The sequence below is a fragment of the Peteryoungia wuzhouensis genome (assembly GCF_003205195.1).
Lineage (GTDB): Bacteria > Pseudomonadota > Alphaproteobacteria > Rhizobiales > Rhizobiaceae > Allorhizobium > Allorhizobium wuzhouense.
In genome coordinates this window covers 52,289-73,013 of sequence record NZ_QJRY01000010.1, presented here as the reverse complement: position 1 = coordinate 73,013, position 20,725 = coordinate 52,289, and the positions used below count along the sequence as shown (strand labels likewise).

General features: G+C 59.3%; 24 protein-coding genes. 11 read left to right on the top strand and 13 right to left on the bottom strand.

The window, feature by feature from the left end:
- Nucleotides 1–79 precede the first annotated feature (79 nt).
- The 4 genes from DMY87_RS21950 (at nt 80) to DMY87_RS24305 (ending at nt 2,610) form a co-directional block, all read left to right on the top strand.
- Nucleotides 80–376 (top strand): hypothetical protein, encoded by a 297-nt coding sequence (locus DMY87_RS21950; protein ID WP_110793768.1) that lies wholly within the window; start codon nt 80–82, stop codon nt 374–376.
- Nucleotides 377–492: 116 nt separating this feature from the next.
- A complete protein-coding gene (pncB, locus tag DMY87_RS21945) occupies nt 493–1,797 on the top strand; it encodes a nicotinate phosphoribosyltransferase (RefSeq protein ID WP_110793767.1) in 1,305 nt (434 codons plus the stop codon).
- A gap of 99 nt (nt 1,798–1,896) precedes the next feature.
- Nucleotides 1,897–2,361 carry an SRPBCC family protein gene (locus DMY87_RS21940; RefSeq protein WP_110793766.1) on the top strand — a complete coding sequence of 155 codons (465 nt, stop codon included), beginning with the start codon at nt 1,897–1,899 and terminating at the stop codon, nt 2,359–2,361.
- 87 nt (nt 2,362–2,448) lie between these two features.
- On the top strand, nt 2,449–2,610 hold the full coding sequence (locus DMY87_RS24305; protein WP_165826415.1) for a hypothetical protein: 162 nt from the start codon (nt 2,449–2,451) through the stop codon (nt 2,608–2,610).
- 18 nt (nt 2,611–2,628) lie between these two features.
- On the opposite strand, the gene DMY87_RS21935 is transcribed toward DMY87_RS24305, so the two are convergent.
- From DMY87_RS21935 to DMY87_RS21895, 9 genes are all read right to left on the bottom strand, one after another.
- On the bottom strand, nt 2,629–3,615 hold the full coding sequence (locus DMY87_RS21935) for a type II secretion system F family protein (protein ID WP_110793765.1): 987 nt from the start codon (nt 3,613–3,615) through the stop codon (nt 2,629–2,631).
- Between the two features lie 12 nt (nt 3,616–3,627).
- A complete protein-coding gene (locus DMY87_RS21930) occupies nt 3,628–4,632 on the bottom strand; it encodes a type II secretion system F family protein (RefSeq protein ID WP_110793764.1) in 1,005 nt (334 codons plus the stop codon).
- Between the two features lie 4 nt (nt 4,633–4,636).
- Entirely contained in the window at nt 4,637–6,121 is a 1,485-nt protein-coding gene (locus DMY87_RS21925; RefSeq protein WP_110793763.1) for a TadA family conjugal transfer-associated ATPase, read from the bottom strand.
- Nucleotides 6,122–6,147: 26 nt separating this feature from the next.
- Complete coding sequence (locus tag DMY87_RS21920) at nt 6,148–7,437, bottom strand: CpaE/TadZ family protein (protein WP_110793762.1); 1,290 nt, start codon at nt 7,435–7,437, stop codon at nt 6,148–6,150.
- A 34-nt stretch (nt 7,438–7,471) separates the two neighbouring features.
- Nucleotides 7,472–8,194, bottom strand: coding sequence for a CpaD family pilus assembly protein (locus tag DMY87_RS21915; RefSeq protein ID WP_110793761.1), 723 nt, complete (start codon nt 8,192–8,194; stop codon nt 7,472–7,474).
- A 19-nt stretch (nt 8,195–8,213) separates the two neighbouring features.
- Complete coding sequence (locus DMY87_RS21910; RefSeq protein WP_425353522.1) at nt 8,214–9,770, bottom strand: type II and III secretion system protein family protein; 1,557 nt, start codon at nt 9,768–9,770, stop codon at nt 8,214–8,216.
- A gap of 14 nt (nt 9,771–9,784) precedes the next feature.
- A complete protein-coding gene (gene cpaB, locus DMY87_RS21905; RefSeq protein WP_110793760.1) occupies nt 9,785–10,600 on the bottom strand; it encodes a Flp pilus assembly protein CpaB in 816 nt (271 codons plus the stop codon).
- A gap of 113 nt (nt 10,601–10,713) precedes the next feature.
- On the bottom strand, nt 10,714–11,226 hold the full coding sequence (locus tag DMY87_RS21900) for an A24 family peptidase (RefSeq protein WP_110793759.1): 513 nt from the start codon (nt 11,224–11,226) through the stop codon (nt 10,714–10,716).
- A gap of 128 nt (nt 11,227–11,354) precedes the next feature.
- Nucleotides 11,355–11,537: a Flp family type IVb pilin gene (locus DMY87_RS21895; protein WP_110793758.1), complete on the bottom strand. Its 183-nt coding sequence runs from the start codon at nt 11,535–11,537 to the stop codon at nt 11,355–11,357.
- A gap of 530 nt (nt 11,538–12,067) precedes the next feature.
- Here DMY87_RS21895 and DMY87_RS21885 point away from each other — a divergent pair.
- The 7 genes from DMY87_RS21885 to DMY87_RS21855 all read left to right on the top strand — a co-directional run bounded on the left by DMY87_RS21885 (nt 12,068) and on the right by DMY87_RS21855 (nt 17,434).
- Complete coding sequence (locus DMY87_RS21885) at nt 12,068–12,415, top strand: pilus assembly protein N-terminal domain-containing protein (protein WP_110793821.1); 348 nt, start codon at nt 12,068–12,070, stop codon at nt 12,413–12,415.
- 154 nt (nt 12,416–12,569) lie between these two features.
- Nucleotides 12,570–13,160, top strand: a complete 591-nt coding sequence (locus tag DMY87_RS21880; protein WP_245409009.1) for a TadE/TadG family type IV pilus assembly protein — start codon at nt 12,570–12,572, stop codon at nt 13,158–13,160.
- Nucleotides 13,157–13,774, top strand: a complete 618-nt coding sequence (locus DMY87_RS21875) for a TadE/TadG family type IV pilus assembly protein (RefSeq protein ID WP_110793755.1) — start codon at nt 13,157–13,159, stop codon at nt 13,772–13,774. The genes DMY87_RS21880 and DMY87_RS21875 overlap by 4 nt, the downstream gene beginning before the upstream one ends.
- An 89-nt stretch (nt 13,775–13,863) precedes the next feature.
- On the top strand, nt 13,864–15,084 hold the full coding sequence (locus DMY87_RS21870; RefSeq protein ID WP_110793820.1) for a phosphopentomutase: 1,221 nt from the start codon (nt 13,864–13,866) through the stop codon (nt 15,082–15,084).
- Nucleotides 15,081–16,049, top strand: coding sequence for an adenosine deaminase (locus DMY87_RS21865; RefSeq protein ID WP_110793754.1), 969 nt, complete (start codon nt 15,081–15,083; stop codon nt 16,047–16,049). Before DMY87_RS21870 ends, DMY87_RS21865 begins: the two co-directional genes overlap by 4 nt.
- A 108-nt stretch (nt 16,050–16,157) precedes the next feature.
- Nucleotides 16,158–16,787, top strand: coding sequence for a uracil phosphoribosyltransferase (upp, locus tag DMY87_RS21860; RefSeq protein WP_062277615.1), 630 nt, complete (start codon nt 16,158–16,160; stop codon nt 16,785–16,787).
- Nucleotides 16,788–16,912: 125 nt separating this feature from the next.
- Nucleotides 16,913–17,434: a TIGR02281 family clan AA aspartic protease gene (locus tag DMY87_RS21855; RefSeq protein WP_110793753.1), complete on the top strand. Its 522-nt coding sequence runs from the start codon at nt 16,913–16,915 to the stop codon at nt 17,432–17,434.
- Between the two features lie 13 nt (nt 17,435–17,447).
- Here DMY87_RS21855 and deoA read toward each other — a convergent pair whose 3' ends face one another.
- From deoA to DMY87_RS21835, 4 genes are read right to left on the bottom strand one after another with little or no spacing between them, the layout of a single operon-like run.
- Entirely contained in the window at nt 17,448–18,764 is a 1,317-nt protein-coding gene (deoA, locus tag DMY87_RS21850; RefSeq protein WP_110793752.1) for a thymidine phosphorylase, read from the bottom strand.
- 2 nt (nt 18,765–18,766) lie between these two features.
- Entirely contained in the window at nt 18,767–19,537 is a 771-nt protein-coding gene (gene deoC, locus DMY87_RS21845) for a deoxyribose-phosphate aldolase (RefSeq protein ID WP_110793751.1), read from the bottom strand.
- Complete coding sequence (locus DMY87_RS21840) at nt 19,530–20,336, bottom strand: purine-nucleoside phosphorylase (RefSeq protein WP_110793750.1); 807 nt, start codon at nt 20,334–20,336, stop codon at nt 19,530–19,532. Before DMY87_RS21840 ends, deoC begins: the two co-directional genes overlap by 8 nt.
- Complete coding sequence (locus tag DMY87_RS21835) at nt 20,333–20,725, bottom strand: cytidine deaminase (protein WP_110793749.1); 393 nt, start codon at nt 20,723–20,725, stop codon at nt 20,333–20,335. Before DMY87_RS21835 ends, DMY87_RS21840 begins: the two co-directional genes overlap by 4 nt.

Here is a 20,725-nt window from a genome sequence, read left to right as displayed (position 1 = left end):
GAACAATCGCTGCCTCCTTCCGTTTGCTAAAGAACGGGGCGCCTCGACGGCGCCCTGACCATTCAGCAGGGAGTGAGCCATGAGCAGCAGAACCGACCTTCCAGATGCCACGGACCGCCGGACCCGTGGTCTTAAACCCGAGCCCCTGACCCCCACCGAAGCGCGCCAGGGCTTCCGCGGCAAGCCGGTCCTGATCGTGCTTCTCGCAGGCCTCGTCTTGGCTATGCTCGTCTGGATCCCGGCTGAATGGTGGGGCAATTCGATTGCTCCGAACAATCCGGCAAACGAGCCGACGACTGAGACGGCGCCTGCGCCGAATGCTGGCGAGACAGGCTCGCAGAATATGCCGCAGTCAAATCCCACACCCGGCCAGTGATGGGATCCCATGACTGGACAACTCATTCTTGATTGCCGATAACATGCAGCAGAAGCGGTCGCACGTGGCGACCGCTGATCGCGGCCACGTGCCGCTGATCGGTAAGGCAGCGGCCAATGACCAAGACTGACATTGCAACCAGGGTTTACAATCACGCCTGGAAGCTTGATCCAATCATTCGCAGCCTGATCGATACGGACTTTTACAAGCTTCTGATGCTCCAGATGATCTGGAAGCTCTATCCCAACGTGCACGCCACTTTCACGCTCATCAATCGCACGACGTCCGTCCGACTCGCCGATGAAATTGACGAGCAGGAATTGCGAGACCAGCTCGACCATGTGCGGGCGCTGCGTCTGACCAAGAAGGAAATGATCTGGCTTGCCGGCAATACCTTCTACGGCCGGGCGCAGATCTTTGAACCCGAATTCCTGGCCTGGCTCGGCAATCTTCAACTCCCGGAATACGAGCTGACGAAACGTGATGGGCAGTACGAACTGACCTTCCATGGTCCATGGATGGAGACGACACTGTGGGAAATTCCGGCACTCGCAATCATCAATGAACTGCGTTCTCGCGCGGCTATGCGTTCGCTCGGCTACTTTACCCTCGATGTTCTCTATGCGCGCGCCAAGGCCAAGATGTGGTCCAAGGTCGAGCGATTGAAGGAACTGCCGGGCCTACGAATTTCCGATTTCGGCACCCGCCGGCGTCACAGCTTTCTGTGGCAGCGCTGGTGCGTCGAAGCGCTGAAGGAAGGCATTGGCCCCGCCTTCACGGGTACCAGCAACGTATTGCTCGCTATGGATTCTGATCTCGAAGCGGTTGGTACCAATGCCCATGAACTGCCGATGGTGGTCGCGGCCCTTGCCCGCAATAACGAAGAACTCGCCGCAGCACCGTATCGCGTCCTCAAGGACTGGAACCGCCTCTACGGCGGCAATCTTCTGATCGTTTTGCCCGACGCTTTCGGCACGACCGCATTTCTGCGGGACGCCCCGGAATGGGTGGCAGACTGGACCGGTTTCCGTCCGGATAGCGCTCCGCCAATTGAAGGTGGCGAAAAGATCATCGAGTGGTGGCAGAAGATGGGCCGCGATCCTCGCAAGAAATTGCTGATCTTCTCGGACGGACTCGACGTTGACGCGATCGTTGACACCTACCGCCACTTTGCGGGCCGCGTGCGCATGAGTTTCGGTTGGGGTACCAACCTCACCAATGACTTTGCAGGGTGCGCACCCGTCGAGATTGATGGCCTGAAGCCGATCTCGATCGTCTGCAAGGTCTCGGAAGCAAATGGCCGGCCGGCGGTGAAGCTGTCTGATAATCCGCGCAAGGCAACCGGCGAACCAGCGGAAGTCGAGCGCTATCTGCGTTTCTTCGGATCGCAGGACCGCATCGAACAGGCTGTTCTGGTCTAGGCGCCCTCCATCCTCCTTTAGGGCGCTTGCATCTATGGCCTGCGCCATGCTCTCTTGGGGACGGCGGGAGGGAGCCCGTCTGGCAAGGGAGGATTGACCATGGACATGCAAGGCTCAGAGCGGATCGAAGCGCCCGTCGACGCCGTATGGAAGGCGCTGAACGATCCCGACGTCCTGCGACAGGCAATTCCAGGCTGCGAGAGCCTTGAGAAGACCTCGGATACGACGATGGTGGCCAAGGTGGTCCTGAAGATCGGGCCGATCAAGGCGAAGTTCGAAGGGGCGGTGGAGCTGCAGAACCTCAATCCGCCGCAGTCCTATACCATTTCGGGGGAAGGTAAGGGCGGTCTTGCCGGTTTTGCCAAGGGAGGTGCCGATGTCTCGCTCGAAAGCGACGGCCCCTCCGCCACTGTCCTGACCTACGTCGTGAAAGCCGAGGTTGGCGGCAAGATTGCGCAACTCGGCAGCCGTCTGATTGAGTCCACGTCGAAGAAGCTGGCGGCGGAGTTCTTCTCCAATTTCAGCGCTGCAGTCGGCGCAGAGAATTCACAAGCCTCGGCATAATGCGTGCTGCAGGCATCGCGTGACAGTTTTGCGCAAGCATGTCACCTCACTCTGGTTCCAGCCGAAATGATTCGGCCAGAAGGGGACATGATGATGAACGAGGGACCGGATCAATATTTTGATCAGCAGGACATGGCCGTGAAGCTGATGCTCATCGAGAACAATTCCGACGAACTGACCGACATTCTGGTGGAAGCACTTCAGGATGCGCTCAAGCTGCTGGACGAGGAATTCTCCACCGTCCACTGATCTTTGTCGACCGGTTTATCAGAACCGGTCGGACACCTGGATGCCGGCTGGGCCGAGGATGACGGCTACGAGCACGGGCAGGAAGAACAGGATCATTGGCACAGTCAGCTTCGGCGGCAGTGCGGCGGCCTTTTTCTCAGCCTCGTTCATGCGCTCGTCGCGGCCTTCCTGGGCGAGTACACGCAGAGCCTGCGCGACCGGCGTGCCGTAACGGTCTGCCTGGATCAGGGCCTGCACGACATTCTTCACGCTGTCCAGCTGTGTTCGCGTACCGAGATTTTCCAGAGCCTGTCGGCGATCCGGCAGGAATGACAACTCGGCGGTCGTCAGCACCATTTCTTCAGCCAGTTCCGGCGATTGATCGCCGATTTCTTCCGACACACGGCGCATGGCCGCCTCGAGAGAAATCCCCGCTTCGACGCAGATGAGCATCAGGTCCAGTGCGTCCGGCCAGGCCCGGCGTATCGAGTGCTGGCGTTTCGAGATCCGGTTCGACACGTAGATATTCGGTAGGTAGAAGCCGACATAGCCACCGACAATGGTGGCGAAGAGCCGGATCGGCAAACCCTTGTCCGCAAGATTTCCGAGCACGAAGATCCAGAATGCCGTGAGGAGCAGCGTTGCGAAGGGCAATAGGAACCGGGCAACGAGAAAGATGTTCAAGGCATTCTGTGAGCGCAGGCCGGCGGCTTTCAGCTTGTCGACTGTCTTGTCGTCGACCAGTGCCTTTCGCAGGTTGAAGCGCTCTACGATCTGGCGAACGGACTGGTTGTTGTTGGCTCGAAGGCTCGTTCGGCTCTGAGCGGCCTCGGAGTTCATTTTGGCGCGCTCGCGTGCCCGGATCAGATCGCGTTCGGTTGATACGGCGCGCATGCGCTTGTTCAGGTCACCCTTCTCGAAATAGGGCATGACCAGCGTGTAGAAGGTGCCGAATACGGCGAGCGCCACCAGCAGCGCCACGATCAGCGCGGGATTGACGAATTGGGCAGCCCAGTCTTCGGTCATACCGTTCCGTCCCTAAATGTCGAAGTTGATCATGTTGCGCATCACCACGAGGCCGATGCTCATCCAGACTGCCGAGCAGCCGAGGATCAGATGTCCTCGGGTGTCGGTGAAGAGGATCATGATGTATTGTGGTGATGTGAGATAAACCAGAAAGGCGACGATGAAGGGCAATGCGCCGATGATCGCCGCAGAGGCCTTTGCCTCCATGGACAGCGCCTGCACCTTGGCCTTCATCTTCTTGCGATCACGCAACACGCGAGACAGATTGGACAGGGCCTCCGAAAGGTTGCCGCCGGCTTGGCCTTGGATCGCGATGACGATCGCGAAGAAGCTGATTTCGGACAAAGGCATGGTCATGTGCATGCGAGCGATCGAATCGGGCACGCTCAACCCGAGCTGCTGAGATTCGACGACGCGCCGGAACTCGGTCTTGACCGGTTCCTGTCCATCCGAAGCAATCATGCGAATTGCATCATTGAGGGGAAGACCCGATCGGATGGATCGGACCATTACGTCGAGCGAGTTTGGAAACTCCTCCAGAAACTGCTTCTGGCGACGTTTGACCAGGAAATTGATGATCCATCTGGGCAGGCCCAGCGCCGAGACGAAGGTCAGGCCGAGCATGACGAGAGGTGGCATGCCCGCAATCAGGGTCATCAAAAGTACCACGACGCCGAGCGCTGCACTGAACATGTAGAACTGGACCGGAGTGATCGACAGTCCAGTCTGGGCAATCCGCGATTTCAGGCTCGTCTCGTTTGCCTTCTTCGATTTCTCCTGCTGCTTCTTTTCGAGCTCCTTGAGCGAATCCTGGACCGACTTTCGGCGCTTCGAGATTTCCTGGACCCGGTCTCTGGCGGCCTTGATCTGGCCCATGTCGGTCTCGGCTGATTTGACCCGATTGATCCGGTTTGCCGTCTTCTTTTCGGTCTCCATGCGGTTGTAGAGGAGACCATAGGCGACCGCTGCCGTGGAAACCGCGACCAGCAGAACAATGCCGAGTATGGTCGCGTTCATTGGCTCAGATCCCCTTCGACTTCTGTTCCATGGTGTCAAGAGCGGCAGCCAGACGACGATCCTCGTTGTAGTAACGGGCGCGGTCCCAGAAATGTGGCTTGCCGATACCGGTCGACATGTGGCGGCCGATAATCTTGCCGTTGGCGTCTTCGCCGTCCATTTCGTAACGCATCAGATCCTGCGTGATGATCACGTCACCTTCCATCCCGATCACCTCGGTGATGTGGGTGATGCGGCGCGAACCATCGCGCAGGCGGGCGGCCTGGATGATGACGTCGATCGAGCCGGAGATGATTTCACGCACGGTCTTGGCCGGAAGCGAGAAGCCGCCCATGGCGATCATGGATTCCATACGGCTCAGGCATTCACGTGGCGTATTGGCGTGGATCGTGCCCATGGATCCGTCGTGACCGGTGTTCATCGCCTGGAGAAGGTCGAAAACCTCCGGTCCACGCACTTCACCAACGATGATACGTTCGGGTCGCATACGCAGGCAGTTCTTGACGAGATCGCGCATCGTGATCTCGCCTTCACCTTCGATGTTCGGCGGGCGTGTTTCCAGACGCACCACATGCGGCTGCTGCAGCTGCAGTTCGGCCGTATCTTCGCAGGTGATGATGCGCTCGTCGCTGTCGATGAATCCTGTCAGGCAGTTGAGGAGCGTCGTCTTGCCCGAACCGGTACCGCCGGAGATGACGACGTTGCAGCGGACGCGGCCGATGATCTGCAGGACTTCCGCGCCCTCTGGCGTAATCGCACCGAACTTGACGAGCTGCGCGAGGTTCAGCTTGTCCTTCTTGAACTTACGGATGGTGAGCGCCGGCCCGTCGATCGCCAACGGCGGTGCGATGACGTTGACACGCGAGCCGTCGGGCAGGCGGGCGTCGCAAATCGGGCTCGATTCATCGACGCGCCGACCGACCTGGCTGACGATGCGCTGGCAGATCGATAGAAGCTGGGAATTGTCGCGAAACCGGATTTCCGACTCGATCGTCTTGCCGCCGACTTCGATGAAGGTCTGGCCGGCACCGTTGACCATGATGTCGGCGATGTCGTCGCGCGCCAGCAACGGTTCGAGCGGGCCATAGCCGAGAACGTCGTTGCAGATATCATCGAGCAGCTCTTCCTGCTCGGAGATCGACATCGCGAAGTTCTTGATCGTGATGATGTCGTTGACGATGTCGCGAATTTCTTCGCGCGCACTTTCGCCGTCGAGCTTTGCCAGCTGCGACAGGTCGATGGTATCGATGAGCGCGGAGAAGACCTTGCTCTTCGTGTCGTAATAATCGTCGGTCCGGGGCGCCTTCTTGCGGGCAGCACCCGGCATCGACGGGGGTGTCACCTGCAAACGGGTGCTGGCCTCGGGGCTACCGGGTTCGATCAGGCTCGTGTTTGAGCGCGCCGCAGGCGCGGCAGCCGCAGGCGCCGGTATCGTACCGGTAACCGAGCCTCCCTTGCCGAAACCGTCGTTTCCGCGTTTGCCAAACATGAGCGCTACCTATTCCTGTCCGAGGTCTATTTCTTCCGCAGCTTTTCAAGCAGCGATCCGAGGCCGGGCCGCTTCGGCTTCTTGATCGCAGCTCGTCCCGTGACGAGATGTGCAAGCTGGCTGAATGTCTCCGCAGTTGGCGATTTGGAATCCATTTCCGGGATCATGCGGCCGCTGTTTGCGGCACCGCCGAACAGCTGTGCATCAAAGGGGATGATGGCCACCGGTTGGAGCTCAAGCGGTTCGAAGAAGTCCTGCGGAGAGATCTCTGGACGCTTGGGCATTCCGACCTGATTCAGCACCAGATGCGGCGGCTTGTCGTTCGGACGAAGCTTTTTCAGCGCATCCAGCATGTTCTTCATGTTGCGAAGATTGGCGAGGTCGGGCGCGCAGGTAATGACGACTTCATCGACATCCGCAAGCACGGCCCGGGTCCAGTCGGCCCAGGTATGCGGGAGGTCGAGAACGCTGATCGGCGCGCTGCGCTGAAGGAGGTCGAGGATCGGCTGGAAGGCGCCGCGCTCGTAGTCGTAGCCTCGGTCCAGTAGCGATGGTGCCGCCAGGAGCGAAAGGTTTTGTCCGCAATTGGTCAACAGGCGGTCGAGGAAGACTTCGTCCAGCCGCTCTGGCGAAAACACGGCTTCCGCCATGCCCTGGGCCGGATCCTGATCGAAGTCGATATTCGCCGTACCAAAGGGGAGGTCGAGGTCTGCCAGAACGGTTTCCGTTGAGAACAGGGAGGCAATGTCGAATGCGCAGTTGTGAGCGATCGTCGAAGAGCCGACGCCGCCTTTGGCTCCGATGAACGCGATGGTGCGGCCAAGCGGTTCTGCTTCTGGATCGACGAAGATCGAGGAAATGGCGCCCATGATATCCGCCATGGAGAACGGAGAGACGATATATTCCGAGATGCCGCTCCGGATGAGTTCGCGGTAGAGCGAGATATCGTTATGCCGGCCGATCACGATGACGCGGGAACTCGGGTCGCAGACTTCGGCAAGTGGTGCCAGTTCAGCCATCAATTCGCGCGGGCCTGACTCGGTTTCGAGAATGATCAGGTTCGGCGTCGGCGTTGAGGCGAACATGACCGCTGCTGCGGCGATGTTGCCGCGGGTGACCCGCAGGCTCACGCGTGCCATGCGGCGGTCGCCCGCGCATTGCTGCATCACCTCATGCACGCCCTCCGTGATGCAGAAGGCGTGAACGGATATGCGGGGCAGGGGACGAAGGGCCTCGACGTCGCCCGCGATAGATCGCTCGGCAGTGGCGTGGCCTCCGCTGGCGGTATCCTCGAATTCGTAGTCGATCGCGTTCATTCTGCTTTCCTGTCCTTCAGGGACGCGTTGCCGCTCACTTGGTCGACGTGTCGCTGCCTTGACGATAGAGACCGATTACCGTGGACCGGCGAGTCGCATCGATCGGGGCCATGGCGCGAGGTGTCATCAGATCCATCGGATTGGCGATTTGCGCCGCGAGATTGCTTTGCGTGGCGCAGCCGAAGTTGTGATAATTCTTGTTGGCCATGGTGTTGTTGGTCAGGTCTTCCGGCCATTCGCCGCAGGGATTTGTCATCGCGGTCATGGCCACGTAGCTCAGGCGAATGGGTGCGACGTCACCGCCGGCCTGCGCCTGGTAGCTTGTCTCGATGATTTTGCTCGATGCAACGCCACGCGTGGTCAACACGTCGCGGATCTGCTTACGAAGCACCGACGCTGCACCCGCGTTGGGAGAGCCTTGCGGCAGCATGATCTGGATCGTGCCAGAGGACGTTGACAGATACTCGTTGGCGAAGCCGCCGATCGAATCGCGAAGGCCATTGGTCAGCTTTCGGTCGCCGCTGGCAACCGGCACGTCGAGCGAATGCTCGACTTCGCTGAGCATGATGGGGTGCCGGGTCCGATAGTCGTCTGGAATGGCGGACGTCGACATTCCGTCCTTGTTGAGGTTGCCACATCCGGCAAGCACGAAGGGCGTGGCGAGGATCACGGCCGTCAGAGCAAGTCGCGGCAAGGTGCTGGTGAAGGCTGCCATGGTTTCCTGGCTTTCCCTGGATTGGAGCGTCGGAGTCTTCATGTGTCTCGTTGAACCTCGCTCACTTGTAGATGAAGCCGACCGCACCATGATACTGGCCGGCAGGAGCATTGCTTTCACGGCGGCCGTAGACCTTGTTCACCTTGTTCAGGAAGAAGGTTGCGCCATCCCCCTCGGGGTTGAAGTTGTCGTCGGGTCGCGACAGGGCGCTGCGGGCAACCGGGCGCACCAGATAGGGTGTCGCAATGATGACGAGTTCGGTCTCGTTGCGCTGGAAATCCTTGCTGCGGAAGAGTGCGCCAAGGATCGGCACCTTCGAGATACCTGGCAAGCCGCTCATCGCCTGTCGAATATTGTCCTGTACCAGGCCCGCAATCACGATGGAGCCGCCGGAGGGCAATTCCACGGTGGTCGACGCCTCGCGCTTGCGGATCGACATATAGGTGGAGCCGGGAATGCTCGGAGCCGTGTTCCCGGTCACCACATTCCCTTCCCAGGTCGGCTCTGAAACATTGGTCTCGATCTTGAGGCTGATGCGGCCGGGAGCGAGAACCACGGGGCGGAAGTTGAGTGCAATCCCGTAATCGACAGTGTCGGTCGTGCGGCTCAACGTCGCCTGACCTTTGTCGTCGACATTGATTTCCTGAGCGGCCGCCAGACGATATTCGCCGCCGACATAGAATTTCGCCGGTTCGCCGGAGATCGCGGTCAGACTGGGCTCGGCAAGGGTGCGCATGACACCAGCCTGTTCCATTGCGTTCACATAGGCACTGATGCCGACATTGCCGATCGTGCTGGATATCTTGGCGGTGCCCGTCGGGTCGATCGCGTTGCCGAGGTTCGATGGATTGGCATAGCTGATGCCATTTGCTCCATCCGAAATGCTGCCGGAGAATCCAAGCTGCTTGAGCACCTGGCGGCTGACTTCGGCGACCGTGACCTTCAGCGTTACCTGATCCTCACCCTCGATCTGCAGCAGGTTGACGATCTGTGACTGCTGGCGCTCTTCTGCATAGATGGCGACGTCGCCACCTTCCTGGCTGCTGGAAGCAGTCGTGTTGCGCGTCGTGGCTTCACCACCCTGAAGGAAAGCCTTGGCGAGGCTCTGTGCCCGAGCTGCGTCCTGCGGCGTGCGAACGCTACCGGTCAACACGATGTTGTCGGATACGATCTCGACCTTGATGTCGGATTCCGGGATGAAGCGGCGCAGATTGGCCTCAAGGCCCGCAATGTCACGTTCGATTTCGATATCGAGGCTGACGATTTCCTGGCCGTTGTCGCCAAAGATGAAGATATTGGTCTGTCCGACGGTCTTGCCGAACAGATAGATGCGCCGGGACGAACGGGTGACTGCGTCCGCCATGCTGGGATCCGCCACCAGGATATCATGCGCGTCGGCTGGCAGATCAACCACGAGAGCCTTGTTCAGACCCAATTTGACGGTGCGGCGTGTACCGGGGCCGGCATCGGTGATCCGCAGAACGCTTTGCTGAGCCGCATTGACGGTGCCTATGCCTAGGATCTGGGAGCCGAGAGGCGATGGAATGCCGGAAACGGTCATGGCCAGGGCCAATCCCCCGGTCAAGGAAACACGAAGTTTGTTGGTCGAGATTTTCACGATGTGTCCCCCACTCACTTCATGGAATCGGCGGCAGGGGCGGAAGATTTCACCACCTCGCCGGACTTGATGACCTGAATCGTCGGTTGGCCGTCACCGCCACTCAGCAGATAGTCGGCAGCGCTCGTATCTTCTTCCTGCGCGTCGGCGACCGAGCGCAGGGCGAGCGACAGACGATCGGCCATCTGCTGTGCAACCGCCATCACCTTTGTCTGGTCCGGGGTCAGTTCGAGCGTTGCGGTCGTGCCGATAACCGACTTGGAGCCATCGGGCGCTTCTTCGATCTGTTGGTCGACGGCGAGCACGCGTACGTTCGACAGGACGGTTTCGGTCAGGAAGTTGTTTTCGTCGCCCTTGCGGACCATGATCACATCGACCCGGTCGTTGGGCAGGATGAAGCCGCCGGCGCCCGTGGCAACCGAAATCTCGGTCGAAACGGCCCGTTTGCCGGAAGGCAGAAGAGCGGAGAGGATTCGCGATGACGAGTCGGCAATTTTTTCCCGCCGCAACGGTTCGCCTTCGAACAGCGGAAGGCGCACCACGGCACCTTGCAGTTCGGTCATCGCATCGGCGCGGGTTGACGAGGTGATGAAACCATCAACGACGCTGTCGGCGGGCCAAGGCATCCAACGCATGGCGCTTTCGTCAAGACGGGCGCCGACGGGGAGATTTTTCGCGGAAACGAGAACGTCAACAGTGGGCTGTTTCTCCACCGCGGCATTGTCCTGAACGATCACGGTTTGGTTGCCGCTCAGCCGCATGGCGAGGAGACCGGCCATACCGGCGGCCACGACGGCGACAGCGAGTATGATGAGACGGGCGGGTTTCATGATCGATCCTCGGGCGACGCAATAGGTTCTGCGCCAGAGAATGATCAGGAATTGGTGTACTTATGGTTAATGAGCTGCTTACTTTTGTGGTTAACGCAGAGTTTCTGCTGGCGTCAGCGGATACTCGCGATAGCTGCAACCATTAACGGGGAATCGGGGTAGGCCATCAGCCCGGCGGCTCCAATGGCGATTCCGTAGGGAACCTTCTTCTCGTGCATGAGTGTCTGAGGCAACCTAACACCCAGCGTAGCTAACTTATCCCAATTCGAACGCATCAGTACGATTGCTAACGTCACGAGACCACCGAGATAGCCAGTGAATGCTAAGAATTCGAACAAGGATATGTTGAACCCAAACCAGAGCGAAGCAGCGGTCAATAGCTTTGCATCCCCTCCGCCCATGACATTCAATGCGAACAATGCGAAGCAAACACAGAACACAACAACAGATGCGAGCAAGTGCAAGCCGAACTCGGTCAATGTCAGTCCGCAGAACGGCGCAACAAGCAAAAACGACCCGAGCAGCACGGCCGACACGCGGTTGGGTATCGTCATCTCCAAGAAGTCAGTCAGCGCCGCAATAGCCAAGCAGAGGGGCGGGACGACGAAGATAATTGCAGTAATCAACCTGAAATCTCCTGTGTCCAAACAAACTAGCCGGCAAGCCTTGCGAAATCGGAAACACGCCTGTCTCTTCGTACTGTGGAACACGAAAGCCGCCCGGAGGCGGCTTTCTTAGGCAGGTGAAAGAACGATTAGTTCTTGGAATTTGCGGTGGTCATCTTGGTCGACAGCGACTGGAACTGCGTGTTCAGAGCGTTGCCGAGGGTCGTCGCGCCGGTGATCAGGGCGACAGAAATCAGGGCGGCGATGAGGCCGTATTCGATGGCAGTTGCGCCGGACTCGTCCTTGACGAAACGTGCGAAAAGCTTGGTCATGTTATTCTCCTACTCCGCGAGGTTGATCAGCACTGCCGGCAACTGTTTCCGTTGCTCGGATGCCCTCAACCTAAATCGACCCCCTTGCCATCGACTTAAGAAAGACGGTTACCATCTCGTGAACGGGGCTTTGCAAGAAGTTTGGTAAACAAAGGTCTCGCGCTTTCAGTTGAATGCGTTCGATGACGGCTCGTTGGGGCGCGAATAGGGGCATCTGCGTGATCGCGATCAAGTTTTCCGCCTCGGTTCCGGGTATCTGGATGTCGGATTGGGTGGTTAAGTGCCAGCTCGAGAGGCCGCGAACACGGTCATCTGTATCAAATTGGACCGCACGTTCTGGGCCCCGCCGAAGTGTCGCAAGAATTGCAGACCAAATAAGAGAGCTGGAGCAGGTTTTGCGGCTTAACGCTTCATTCACCAAGGCATTCCATACTCCGCGCTCAAGCCCTCTCACGCGCGGAACATAACGCATGTCCAAGTTCGACCGTCGTTTCACTGCCCTTGCTGCCTTGCTGGCCCTGCTCGTGGCAATGGTCGTGTCCGTGCCGGCTGCTGCGGCCGATGATATTCTTCGTGTCTATATGAACAGTGCGCGAATCCTGAAGCTTGACCGCCCTGTCAGCAAGGTGATTGTCGGCAACTCCGAAGTCGCGGATGCGACGGTGGCAGATTCGAAGACGATAGTGCTGACCGGCCGCGCTTATGGCACGACGAACCTCGTTCTGCTTGATGCGGATGGCAACGCGATCGTCGATGAACGGATCCTCGTCTCGATCGATGAGTCCAATACAGTGCGAGTCTATAAGGCCACAGACCGCACGGTGCTGTCTTGCACGCCAAATTGCGAGCAGCATGCCCAGACAGGTTCGCCGCAATAGTCGGAAATGAATTTGCGTTTCTGCAATTGGATCAAGTGTAAAGAGTTCGGAAACGGAAAATCAATACTTGCCGCTTAGCTTCTGACCAACGTCTGGAACGGGTAGGGCTATGAGCGGCCAAGAAAAAGATCAGCGCGGTGCGAGATCACCCAGGATGCGGATGGGCCGCCTTTGGAAGCGTCTGGCGCGTTCGCGCGATGGAGCCGCTGCAATCGAGTTCGCCATTCTCTCGGTCCCGTACTTCCTCATCATCTTTGCAATCATTGAGACCTTTCTTGCATTTTCGGCTGAGCAGTTGGTGACGAATGCGGTCAACAAGCTCGGGCGGGATATCCGTACCGGACACATTACCTATGGCTTGAACCGCTCGACGGACAAGACCAAGGAACAGTTCAGGCAGTTATTCTGCGACGAGATCAGTATTCTCATCACTTGTTCTGCAACGGAAGTTGCGACGGCCGCAAAGCTCTATATCGACGCCCGAACATTTTCGAGCTTTGCAGCGATCCCCAAGACGATCCCGCGCATGAGCAATGCGGACTATTCCGATATCAATCCTGCGAGTTTTGCCTTCACGCCCGGCGGTCCGGACTCGATCAACATGCTGCGCGCCTATTACCGCTGGCAAGTCATCACCGATCTTATTCGTCCGTACATCACCACCATACGGCCCGCAGACGGTTCAATGCCAAGCGACTTCCTGATCGTGGCGACGACCGCTTTCAAGAACGAGAAATATCCATGAACAGGACCATTCTCGAAAATGCTTCTCCCGCATCGTCACGTGGCGTCCCTCGCTGCCGAGGGATCATCCTTCGCCTGCGTGCTATTTTAGCGGACAAGCAGGGTGTGGGTGGTGTCGAATTCGCTCTCGTTGCCCCGATGCTTCTGGTTCTCTATCTGATGTCGTTCGAGCTCACGATGGGCTTCAGTGCCGCCAAGAAGGCGTCAATGGCCAGCAGTGCGGTCGCGGACATCGTCGCGCGCGAAGAAAAGGTGACCAAAGCCTATCTGGTTACGATGTCCGACGTGGCAAAGGCGATTTTCGTGCCTTATCCACCAACGGATCTCCTCATCAAGGTCACGGCGATCAAGATAGACGGTACGAAGACAGCCAAGGTTGCGTGGTCATGGTCGTCTACCGGTGTCGCCCCTTATGCCGTTGGTACCTCCGCTCCTGTCCCTGCAAATCTCCTGATTGCGGATACCTTCTTGATCCGCAGCGAGCTCAGCGTTTCCCACGAAATGATGACCTATCTTCCGGGTATGGTCAGTGGCGGCACAAAAAGCCTCACTCTGTACCGCGAATTCTACTATCGCCAGCGACTGGGCGCGCAAATTACCTGCAGCGACTGCTGACCTCGCCCATTTGCCAAGCCTGAGTCCAGCCGCTAATGATGCAGGCTGACGCCGGCCATCGCATCATCTGGACCGGCCTTGGGTTTGGCATGGCACGCGCATTTCTATTCGTTCTCGATTCCTTCGGCATTGGCGGTGCACCGGACGCACCCGGATATGGCGACGATGGCTCCGATACCTTGGGGCATATCGCCGAATTCTGTGCGGCAGGAGCCGGTGATCGAAAAGGTCTGCGCCAGGGACCTCTCGTTCTGCCCAACATGTCGGCGCTCGGCCTCCTGACGGCCGCCAAACTGGCCACGGGCCGCCTGCCGGCAGGCATGCCTATCCCCGATCGCGTCTTTGGCCTGCACGGCGCCGCAAGCGAGGTGTCTCACGGCAAGGATACCCCCTCCGGTCATTGGGAAATCGCCGGCACCCCAGTCATGTTCGATTGGGGTTATTTTCCTGCGGGGGAGGAAGCATTTCCGGCCACTCTCGTCGAAGCGATCTGTCGTGAGGCAAACCTGCCGGGCATTCTCGGCAACTGCCATGCCTCCGGCACCGAAGTCATCGCCCGTTTCGGTGAGGAGCATATCCGCACCGGAAAGCCCATCTGCTATACCTCCTCGGATTCCGTCTTCCAGATCGCCGCCCACGAGACCCATTTCGGGCTTGAGCGCCTCTTGTCGCTGTGTCAGATCGTGCGCAAGTTGCTCGACCCGCTGAATATTGGCCGCGTTATCGCGCGTCCTTTCATCGGCGAAACCGTCCATAGCTTCGAGCGCACCGGCAACCGGCGTGACTATTCCGTGCTGCCACCAGAACCCACCCTGCTCGATCGACTGATCGACCAAGGACGGAAAGTGCATGCAGTGGGTAAGATCGCCGACATCTTTGCCCATCAGGGTGTCACTCGCATGATCAAGGCAAACGGCAACGCTGCGCTGATGGATGCGACATTGAAAACCATCGACGAAGCCGCAGACGGAGATCTCGTCTTCACCAATTTTGTCGATTTCGACATGCTTTATGGTCACCGCCGCGACGTGCCTGGTTATGCCGCAGCGCTCGAAGCCTTCGATCGCCGTCTGCCCGAGGTGCATCGCAAGCTGAAGCCCGGCGATATGGTGCTGATGACAGCCGACCATGGCTGCGATCCAACCTGGCGCGGCACCGACCATACGCGCGAGCGGGTCCCGATCATGTGTTTCGGCCCAGGCATACGTTCGCGCAACATCGGGCTTCGCTCCACGTATGCCGATATCGGCGAAACCATTGCGGCACATCTGGGTATCCCCCCTGGCCGCCACGGACGGAGTTTCCTGTGACAACAAAGCTGAAAAAGGCAGAGCTGCACTGCCATCTTGAGGGTGCAGCGCCTCCGGTACTCACCCTTGATCAGGCGCACAAATATGGCGTCGATCCTGCCACCTTCATGGATGGTGACCGCTACGCTTGGACGGATTTCGCCGAATTCATCAAGGCCTACGACAAGGTTGCGAGCCTCTTCCGTACGGAGGAGGACTATGCACTGCTGGCTGAGACATATCTGCGCGAACTGGCGTCTGTCGGCACCATCTACAGCGAGTTGATCGTCTCGCCCGATCACGGGGATCGCATCGGCCTCGGTGCCGATAATTATCTCGCCGGCGTCACGGCAGGCATCAAGGCGGCCAAGGTCGCCACAGGCATTGAAGCCCGTATTATTGTGACGGGAGAGCGCCATTTCGGTCCGGAAAGCGTCATCGCCGCCGCGCAATATGCCGCCCGCAGTTCCAATCCCCTGATCACCGGCTTCAATATGGCCGGTGAAGAGCGCATGGGCCGCGTTGCGGACTATGCCCGTGCGTTCGATATCGCCCGCGAAGCGGGTCTCGGGCTCACCATCCATGCCGGAGAAGTCTGCGGCGCCTTCAGTGTCGCCGATGCGCTTGATCTCGTGAAGCCGGCTCGAATTGGCCACGGCGTGCGCGCCATCGAGGATGCGGAACTCGTCCGCCGCCTCGCCGATCTCGGCACGGTCCTCGAAGTCTGCCCCGGATCGAACATCGCGCTTTCGGTCTATCCGGATTTCCAGAGCCACCCCTTGCGCAAGCTCCGCGATGCCGGCGTGCGCGTCTGCATCAGCTCCGACGACCCGCCCTTCTTCCGCACGTCGCTGGCCCGTGAATACGAGCTTGCCGCAACCGAATTCGGGTTCTCCGATGCCGAGATCGACGCCATGACGCGTACGGCTATCGAAGCCGCCTTCGTCGACGAGGAAACACGGGCAGCTCTTTTGGCAAAACTCTGACGCCGCCCTGTTGAAGATTAGGCAAATTCTGCGCCCGCTCTTGCAGCCCTGCCAGAGAACGTGAAAATAGACCCATCCGAAAACAAAGAAGAAAAGAAGGCTCGATCCATGGACGGCGTAACAGTCATCAACCACCCCCTCGTCCAGCACAAGCTGACGATCATGCGCCGCAAGGAAACCTCGACCTCCAGCTTTCGCCGGCTCCTGCGCGAGATCTCGACCCTGCTGTGCTACGAGGTCACCCGCGATCTCGAACTGACCATGGAGACGATCGAGACACCGCTGACCGAAATGCAGTCACCGATCCTCGAAGGCAAGAAGCTGGTCTTTGCTTCAATCCTGCGCGCCGGAAATGGTCTCCTGGAAGGCATGCTGGAACTCGTGCCGGCCGCCCGCGTCGCCCATGTCGGCGTCTACCGGGATCACGAAACGCTGCAGGCTGTCGAATACTACTTCAAGGCGCCGGAGGCTCTGTCGGAGCGTCTGATCATCGTCGTCGATCCGATGCTTGCCACCGGCAATTCCTCGATCGCCGCCATCGACAAACTCAAGGAACGCGGCGCCAAGAACATCCGATTCCTCTGCCTGCTGGCCGCACCGGAAGGCATCAAGAACTTCCACGCCGTCCATCCCGACGTGCCGATCTTCACCGCTTCGATCGACAGCCACCTCAACGAGAAGGGCTATATCATGCCGGGCTTGGGCGACGCCGGCGACCGCATGTACGGAACGAAGTGACTTTTTAACCAGATTGCAAACTATGACGGCCCGAAACTCCGGTTTCGGGCCGTTTTGTCTCGCGCGTTATCCCGCCTCTTGGCCTTGGCTGCTACGATCTACACATCGCTCAAGGGTTCAAGCCGATGTTTGTTCGAACGTTGTTCACAGTCATGATGCTCGCGCTCTCTGCCAGCCAGTGGCCGACGATCGCGGTAAAGGTCGAAGCCATGCTGGCCGATCGCAAGGCGGCCTCCCTCGATAACGTCGCAGCCAAGCCTGCCACTACGGGGCCTTCCGGCCAGACGGTGCTGCCTATGGGGCCGGGCGGCCACTATATCGGCACTTTCAAGATGAATGGCAAGCCGGTAGAGGCGATGGTCGATACCGGTGCTTCAACGGTCGCGATCAATGTATCAACGGCCCGTCGCCTGGGCTTCAGCCCGGCGGCGCTCGATTTTCGCTACGAGGTGAACACTGCCAACGGCTCTATCAAAGCTGCCCATGTCATTCTCGATCGCATCGAGATCGGCACCATCAGGGTAAGGGCAGTCGATGCCTTTGTTCTCTCCGATCAGGCACTATCATCGACACTTGTTGGCATGAGCTTCCTGACAAAACTCCGATCATATACCGCCGACAACCGCGCCCTGCGGATGATTCAATAGAATCCTTTTGCCTTCATTCTTGGCCGATCCTCAGCCCAATTGCCGGAACGGCAATCGGCTTCGTTTCGGAAATCTGATAACACTTTGCCACAGTCTTGGCGGCTTGAGCGGCGGCTGCCTCGTCGTTCGCTTGAACGAAGGCGATCGGTTCACCTTTGGTGATCCTTGTTCCCAAGGGGCTGAAGCCGGAAAGACCGACACCATGGTCGATCGTGTCACTCGGACGTTGGCGACCGCCGCCGAGCGATACCACCGCGAGGCCGAGTTCACGCGTATCGCAGGCATTCAGATAACCGTCCCGCTCGGCGAGCACGGCCACCTCGACCTTGCCGCGGGGTAGATAATTCTCTGCCTTTTCCATGAAGTCCAAGGGGCCGCCAAGTTCGTGCACCATCTGCCCGAAGATCTCTGCGGCTCGTCCGGAACCCAGCATCTCGCTGCAACGCGCCAAGGCCGCTGCCTGATCGCTCTCGACTCGGGCATTCACCAGCATTTCCGCAGCCAGTGCCAGCGTTACCTGTTCGAGCCGCGTGCCGCTTTTACGGCCTTTTAGAAAATCGACCGCGTTCTGCACTTCAATCGCGTTCCCGGCGCAGTCGGCCAGCGGTTCGTTCATGTCGGTCAGCAGCGCCGTGGTCTTTACACCTGCACCGTTGGCGACCCGCACCAGCGAACGTGCCAGGGCTTCGGCGTCTTCTGCCTTCGCCATGAATGCGCCATTGCCGACTTTCACGTCGAGAACCAGGCTTCCAAGCCCGGCCGCAAGCTTTTTCGACAGGATCGATGCGGTGATCAGCGGAATGGATTCGACCGTTGCCGTCACGTCGCGGATTGCATAGAGCCGCTTGTCAGCCGGTGCCAGATTTCCCGTTTGGCCAATAATCGCACAGCCGGCGCGATCCACGGTCCGGCGAAAAATGGCATTGTCGGGCATCACATTGTAGCCGGGGATCGACTGTAGCTTGTCCAGAGTGCCGCCGGTATGACCAAGTCCACGCCCTGATATCATCGGCACAGCAAGCCCGCAGGCCGCAACGATCGGTGCCAGCATCAGGGACACATTGTCACCCACGCCGCCCGTCGAATGCTTGTCGGCAACTGGCTTGCCGACATCGGCCCACGAGAGCACGTCGCCGGAATCGCGCATGGCAAGCGTTAGCGCCACGATTTCATCCGGCGTCATGCCCTTGAAGAAGACTGCCATGGCAAAGGCAGCAACTTGCCCCTCTGAGATCGTTTCCTTCGACAGCCCCTCAATAAAGCCGGCGATTTCTTCCCCGCTCAGCGTCCCGCCGTCGCGCTTGCGCCGGATGATCTCCTGAGGAAGCATGGTCAATACCCTGACGTTGGGGCCGATGCCTGCTGGCCGGAGAGAACAGCGACAATGCTGTCGAGCAACCCGGATGCGCCAAAGCGGAATGTTGATGGCATGACCCAGTCTTCGCCCATTATGGTGTCTGCGAGCTTCAGATAGTGGGCGGCGTCAGCGACAGTCGAAATTCCACCGGCCGGCTTGAAACCGACCTTCTTGCGGCTGTCGCGGATCGCCTGCAACATGATGTCTGCCGCTTCGAGCGTCGCATTGACGCCGACCTTGCCGGTCGAGGTTTTGATGAAGTCGGCACCGGCCGCGATCGCGAGATCCGAGGCCTTGCGGATCAAAGAGATATCCTTGAGCTCGCCGGTTTCCAGAATGGTCTTCAGGATCGCATTGCCGCAGGCTGCCTTCACCGCCGTCACCATGTCCGTCACCGCCGTCTCGTTGCCCGAAGCCAAGGCGCGATAGGGGATGACGAGATCGATATCGTCGGCGCCATCGGCAACCGCGTCACGGGTCTCCGCCAGCACGTCCTCGATCTTCATCGCGCCAGAGGGAAAGTTCACAACAGTGGCGATCCGGATCGGACTGTCAGGTCCAAGAAGCGTGCGAGCCTGCATGACGAAGCGCGGCCAGATGCAGATCGCAGCCGTCGGACCAAAGGCGGTCTGCGCTTTGCCGCAGAGCGTTACGATCTGTTCCGGGGTGCAGTCGTCCTTCAGGTTTGTGAGATCGAGCAGCGAAAGCGCTCGCGATGCGACAAAGCGCAGTTCCTGGTTATCCAATATCGTTTCCTCCGCCGATCATCCGCGTCAGGATGCGGGCCAGACGTTTGCCGCCGATCGGCGCCATGTCTTTGGTTTCTTCGTGGCTCAGTTCGCCACCGGTCATGCCGGCCCCATAATTGGTGATCACGGAGGCTGCCGCAACCCTAAGGCCAAAGAAACGTGCCAGGATCACTTCCGGCACCGTCGACATGCCGACCGCGTCAGCACCCAGCACGCGCGCCATCCGGATCTCTGCGGGCGTCTCGAAGCTCGGCCCGGAAAACCACATGTAGACGCCCTGCGAGAGATCGATGGCCTCGGCGGCGGCGGCCTCGCGCATCGCGGCCGACAGGTCGGCGTCGTAGGCGGACGTCATGCCGACGAAGCGTCCATCGCTCGGCTCGCCGATCAGCGGGTTCATGCCGGAATAATTGATGTGATCGCTGATCTGCATCACCGAGCCCGGCGGCATATCTTCGCGCAACGAACCGGCGGCATTGGTCAGGATCAGCGACCTGACGCCGAGCCCCATCAGCACTTCGATTGGCCCACGCATCGCGTTTGCGTCGCCGTGCTCATAATAGTGAACGCGGCCTGCCAGCATGATGACAGGGGTCTTGCCGAGATAACCGGCTACCAGTTCACCGGCATGGCCGGAAACGGCGCTGACGGGGAAGCCCGGCAGGTCGGAGTAGGGGATGCGGACGGCATCGCGGACTTCACCGACCAGGGAACCGAGGCCGGAACCCAGAACGATGCCATAACGCGGCATGAGGCCGTTCAGACGTTCGACCAGAAGATCGACCGCGGCCTTCATCCGAGGATCTCGGTCTTGAAGCTCAGCGGCAACAGCTCATCCATCGTCACGGTCTTCTGCACGCCAACCTCGTCGCAGAGATAGATCTTGGTCTCGGCGCTGGCGAATTCCGAGATCTTCTGGCGGCAACCGCCGCACGGCGGGCAGAGCGCGAGCTTTTCGGCAATGACGGCCATCTCGACGATCTTCTTGCCTCCGCCCATGATCATGCAGCCGATGGCCGTTGGTTCCGCGCACCATCCCTGCGGGAACGAAAGGTTCTCGATATTGGCGCCGGTATAGATCTTCCCGTCATCGGCGCGGATCGCAGCACCCACGGGGAATTTCGAGTAGGGCGCATGCGCAAACGCCATCGCGCCGCGTGCGGCCTCGAAGAGATCGTGAGCCAT

What these genes read in the sequence shown, in the direction of transcription:
- DMY87_RS21835 (WP_110793749.1), bottom strand. Translation starts at nt 20,725, where the DNA reads ATGGCTCACGATCTCTTCGAGGCCGCACGCGGCGCGATGGCGTTTGCG.
- DMY87_RS21895 (WP_110793758.1), bottom strand. Translation starts at nt 11,537, where the DNA reads ATGACCAAGCTTTTCGCACGTTTCGTCAAGGACGAGTCCGGCGCAACT.
- DMY87_RS21855 (WP_110793753.1), top strand. Translation starts at nt 16,913, where the DNA reads ATGTTTGTTCGAACGTTGTTCACAGTCATGATGCTCGCGCTCTCTGCC.
- DMY87_RS21880 (WP_245409009.1), top strand. Translation starts at nt 12,570, where the DNA reads ATGCGGATGGGCCGCCTTTGGAAGCGTCTGGCGCGTTCGCGCGATGGA.
- DMY87_RS21875 (WP_110793755.1), top strand. Translation starts at nt 13,157, where the DNA reads ATGAACAGGACCATTCTCGAAAATGCTTCTCCCGCATCGTCACGTGGC.
- DMY87_RS21840 (WP_110793750.1), bottom strand. Translation starts at nt 20,336, where the DNA reads ATGAAGGCCGCGGTCGATCTTCTGGTCGAACGTCTGAACGGCCTCATG.
- DMY87_RS21925 (WP_110793763.1), bottom strand. Translation starts at nt 6,121, where the DNA reads ATGTTTGGCAAACGCGGAAACGACGGTTTCGGCAAGGGAGGCTCGGTT.
- DMY87_RS21950 (WP_110793768.1), top strand. Translation starts at nt 80, where the DNA reads ATGAGCAGCAGAACCGACCTTCCAGATGCCACGGACCGCCGGACCCGT.
- upp (WP_062277615.1), top strand. Translation starts at nt 16,158, where the DNA reads ATGGACGGCGTAACAGTCATCAACCACCCCCTCGTCCAGCACAAGCTG.
- DMY87_RS24305 (WP_165826415.1), top strand. Translation starts at nt 2,449, where the DNA reads ATGATGATGAACGAGGGACCGGATCAATATTTTGATCAGCAGGACATG.
- DMY87_RS21885 (WP_110793821.1), top strand. Translation starts at nt 12,068, where the DNA reads ATGGTCGTGTCCGTGCCGGCTGCTGCGGCCGATGATATTCTTCGTGTC.
- deoA (WP_110793752.1), bottom strand. Translation starts at nt 18,764, where the DNA reads ATGCTTCCTCAGGAGATCATCCGGCGCAAGCGCGACGGCGGGACGCTG.
- DMY87_RS21940 (WP_110793766.1), top strand. Translation starts at nt 1,897, where the DNA reads ATGGACATGCAAGGCTCAGAGCGGATCGAAGCGCCCGTCGACGCCGTA.
- DMY87_RS21935 (WP_110793765.1), bottom strand. Translation starts at nt 3,615, where the DNA reads ATGACCGAAGACTGGGCTGCCCAATTCGTCAATCCCGCGCTGATCGTG.
- cpaB (WP_110793760.1), bottom strand. Translation starts at nt 10,600, where the DNA reads ATGAAACCCGCCCGTCTCATCATACTCGCTGTCGCCGTCGTGGCCGCC.
- DMY87_RS21870 (WP_110793820.1), top strand. Translation starts at nt 13,864, where the DNA reads ATGGCACGCGCATTTCTATTCGTTCTCGATTCCTTCGGCATTGGCGGT.
- DMY87_RS21930 (WP_110793764.1), bottom strand. Translation starts at nt 4,632, where the DNA reads ATGAACGCGACCATACTCGGCATTGTTCTGCTGGTCGCGGTTTCCACG.
- pncB (WP_110793767.1), top strand. Translation starts at nt 493, where the DNA reads ATGACCAAGACTGACATTGCAACCAGGGTTTACAATCACGCCTGGAAG.
- DMY87_RS21915 (WP_110793761.1), bottom strand. Translation starts at nt 8,194, where the DNA reads ATGAAGACTCCGACGCTCCAATCCAGGGAAAGCCAGGAAACCATGGCA.
- DMY87_RS21920 (WP_110793762.1), bottom strand. Translation starts at nt 7,437, where the DNA reads ATGAACGCGATCGACTACGAATTCGAGGATACCGCCAGCGGAGGCCAC.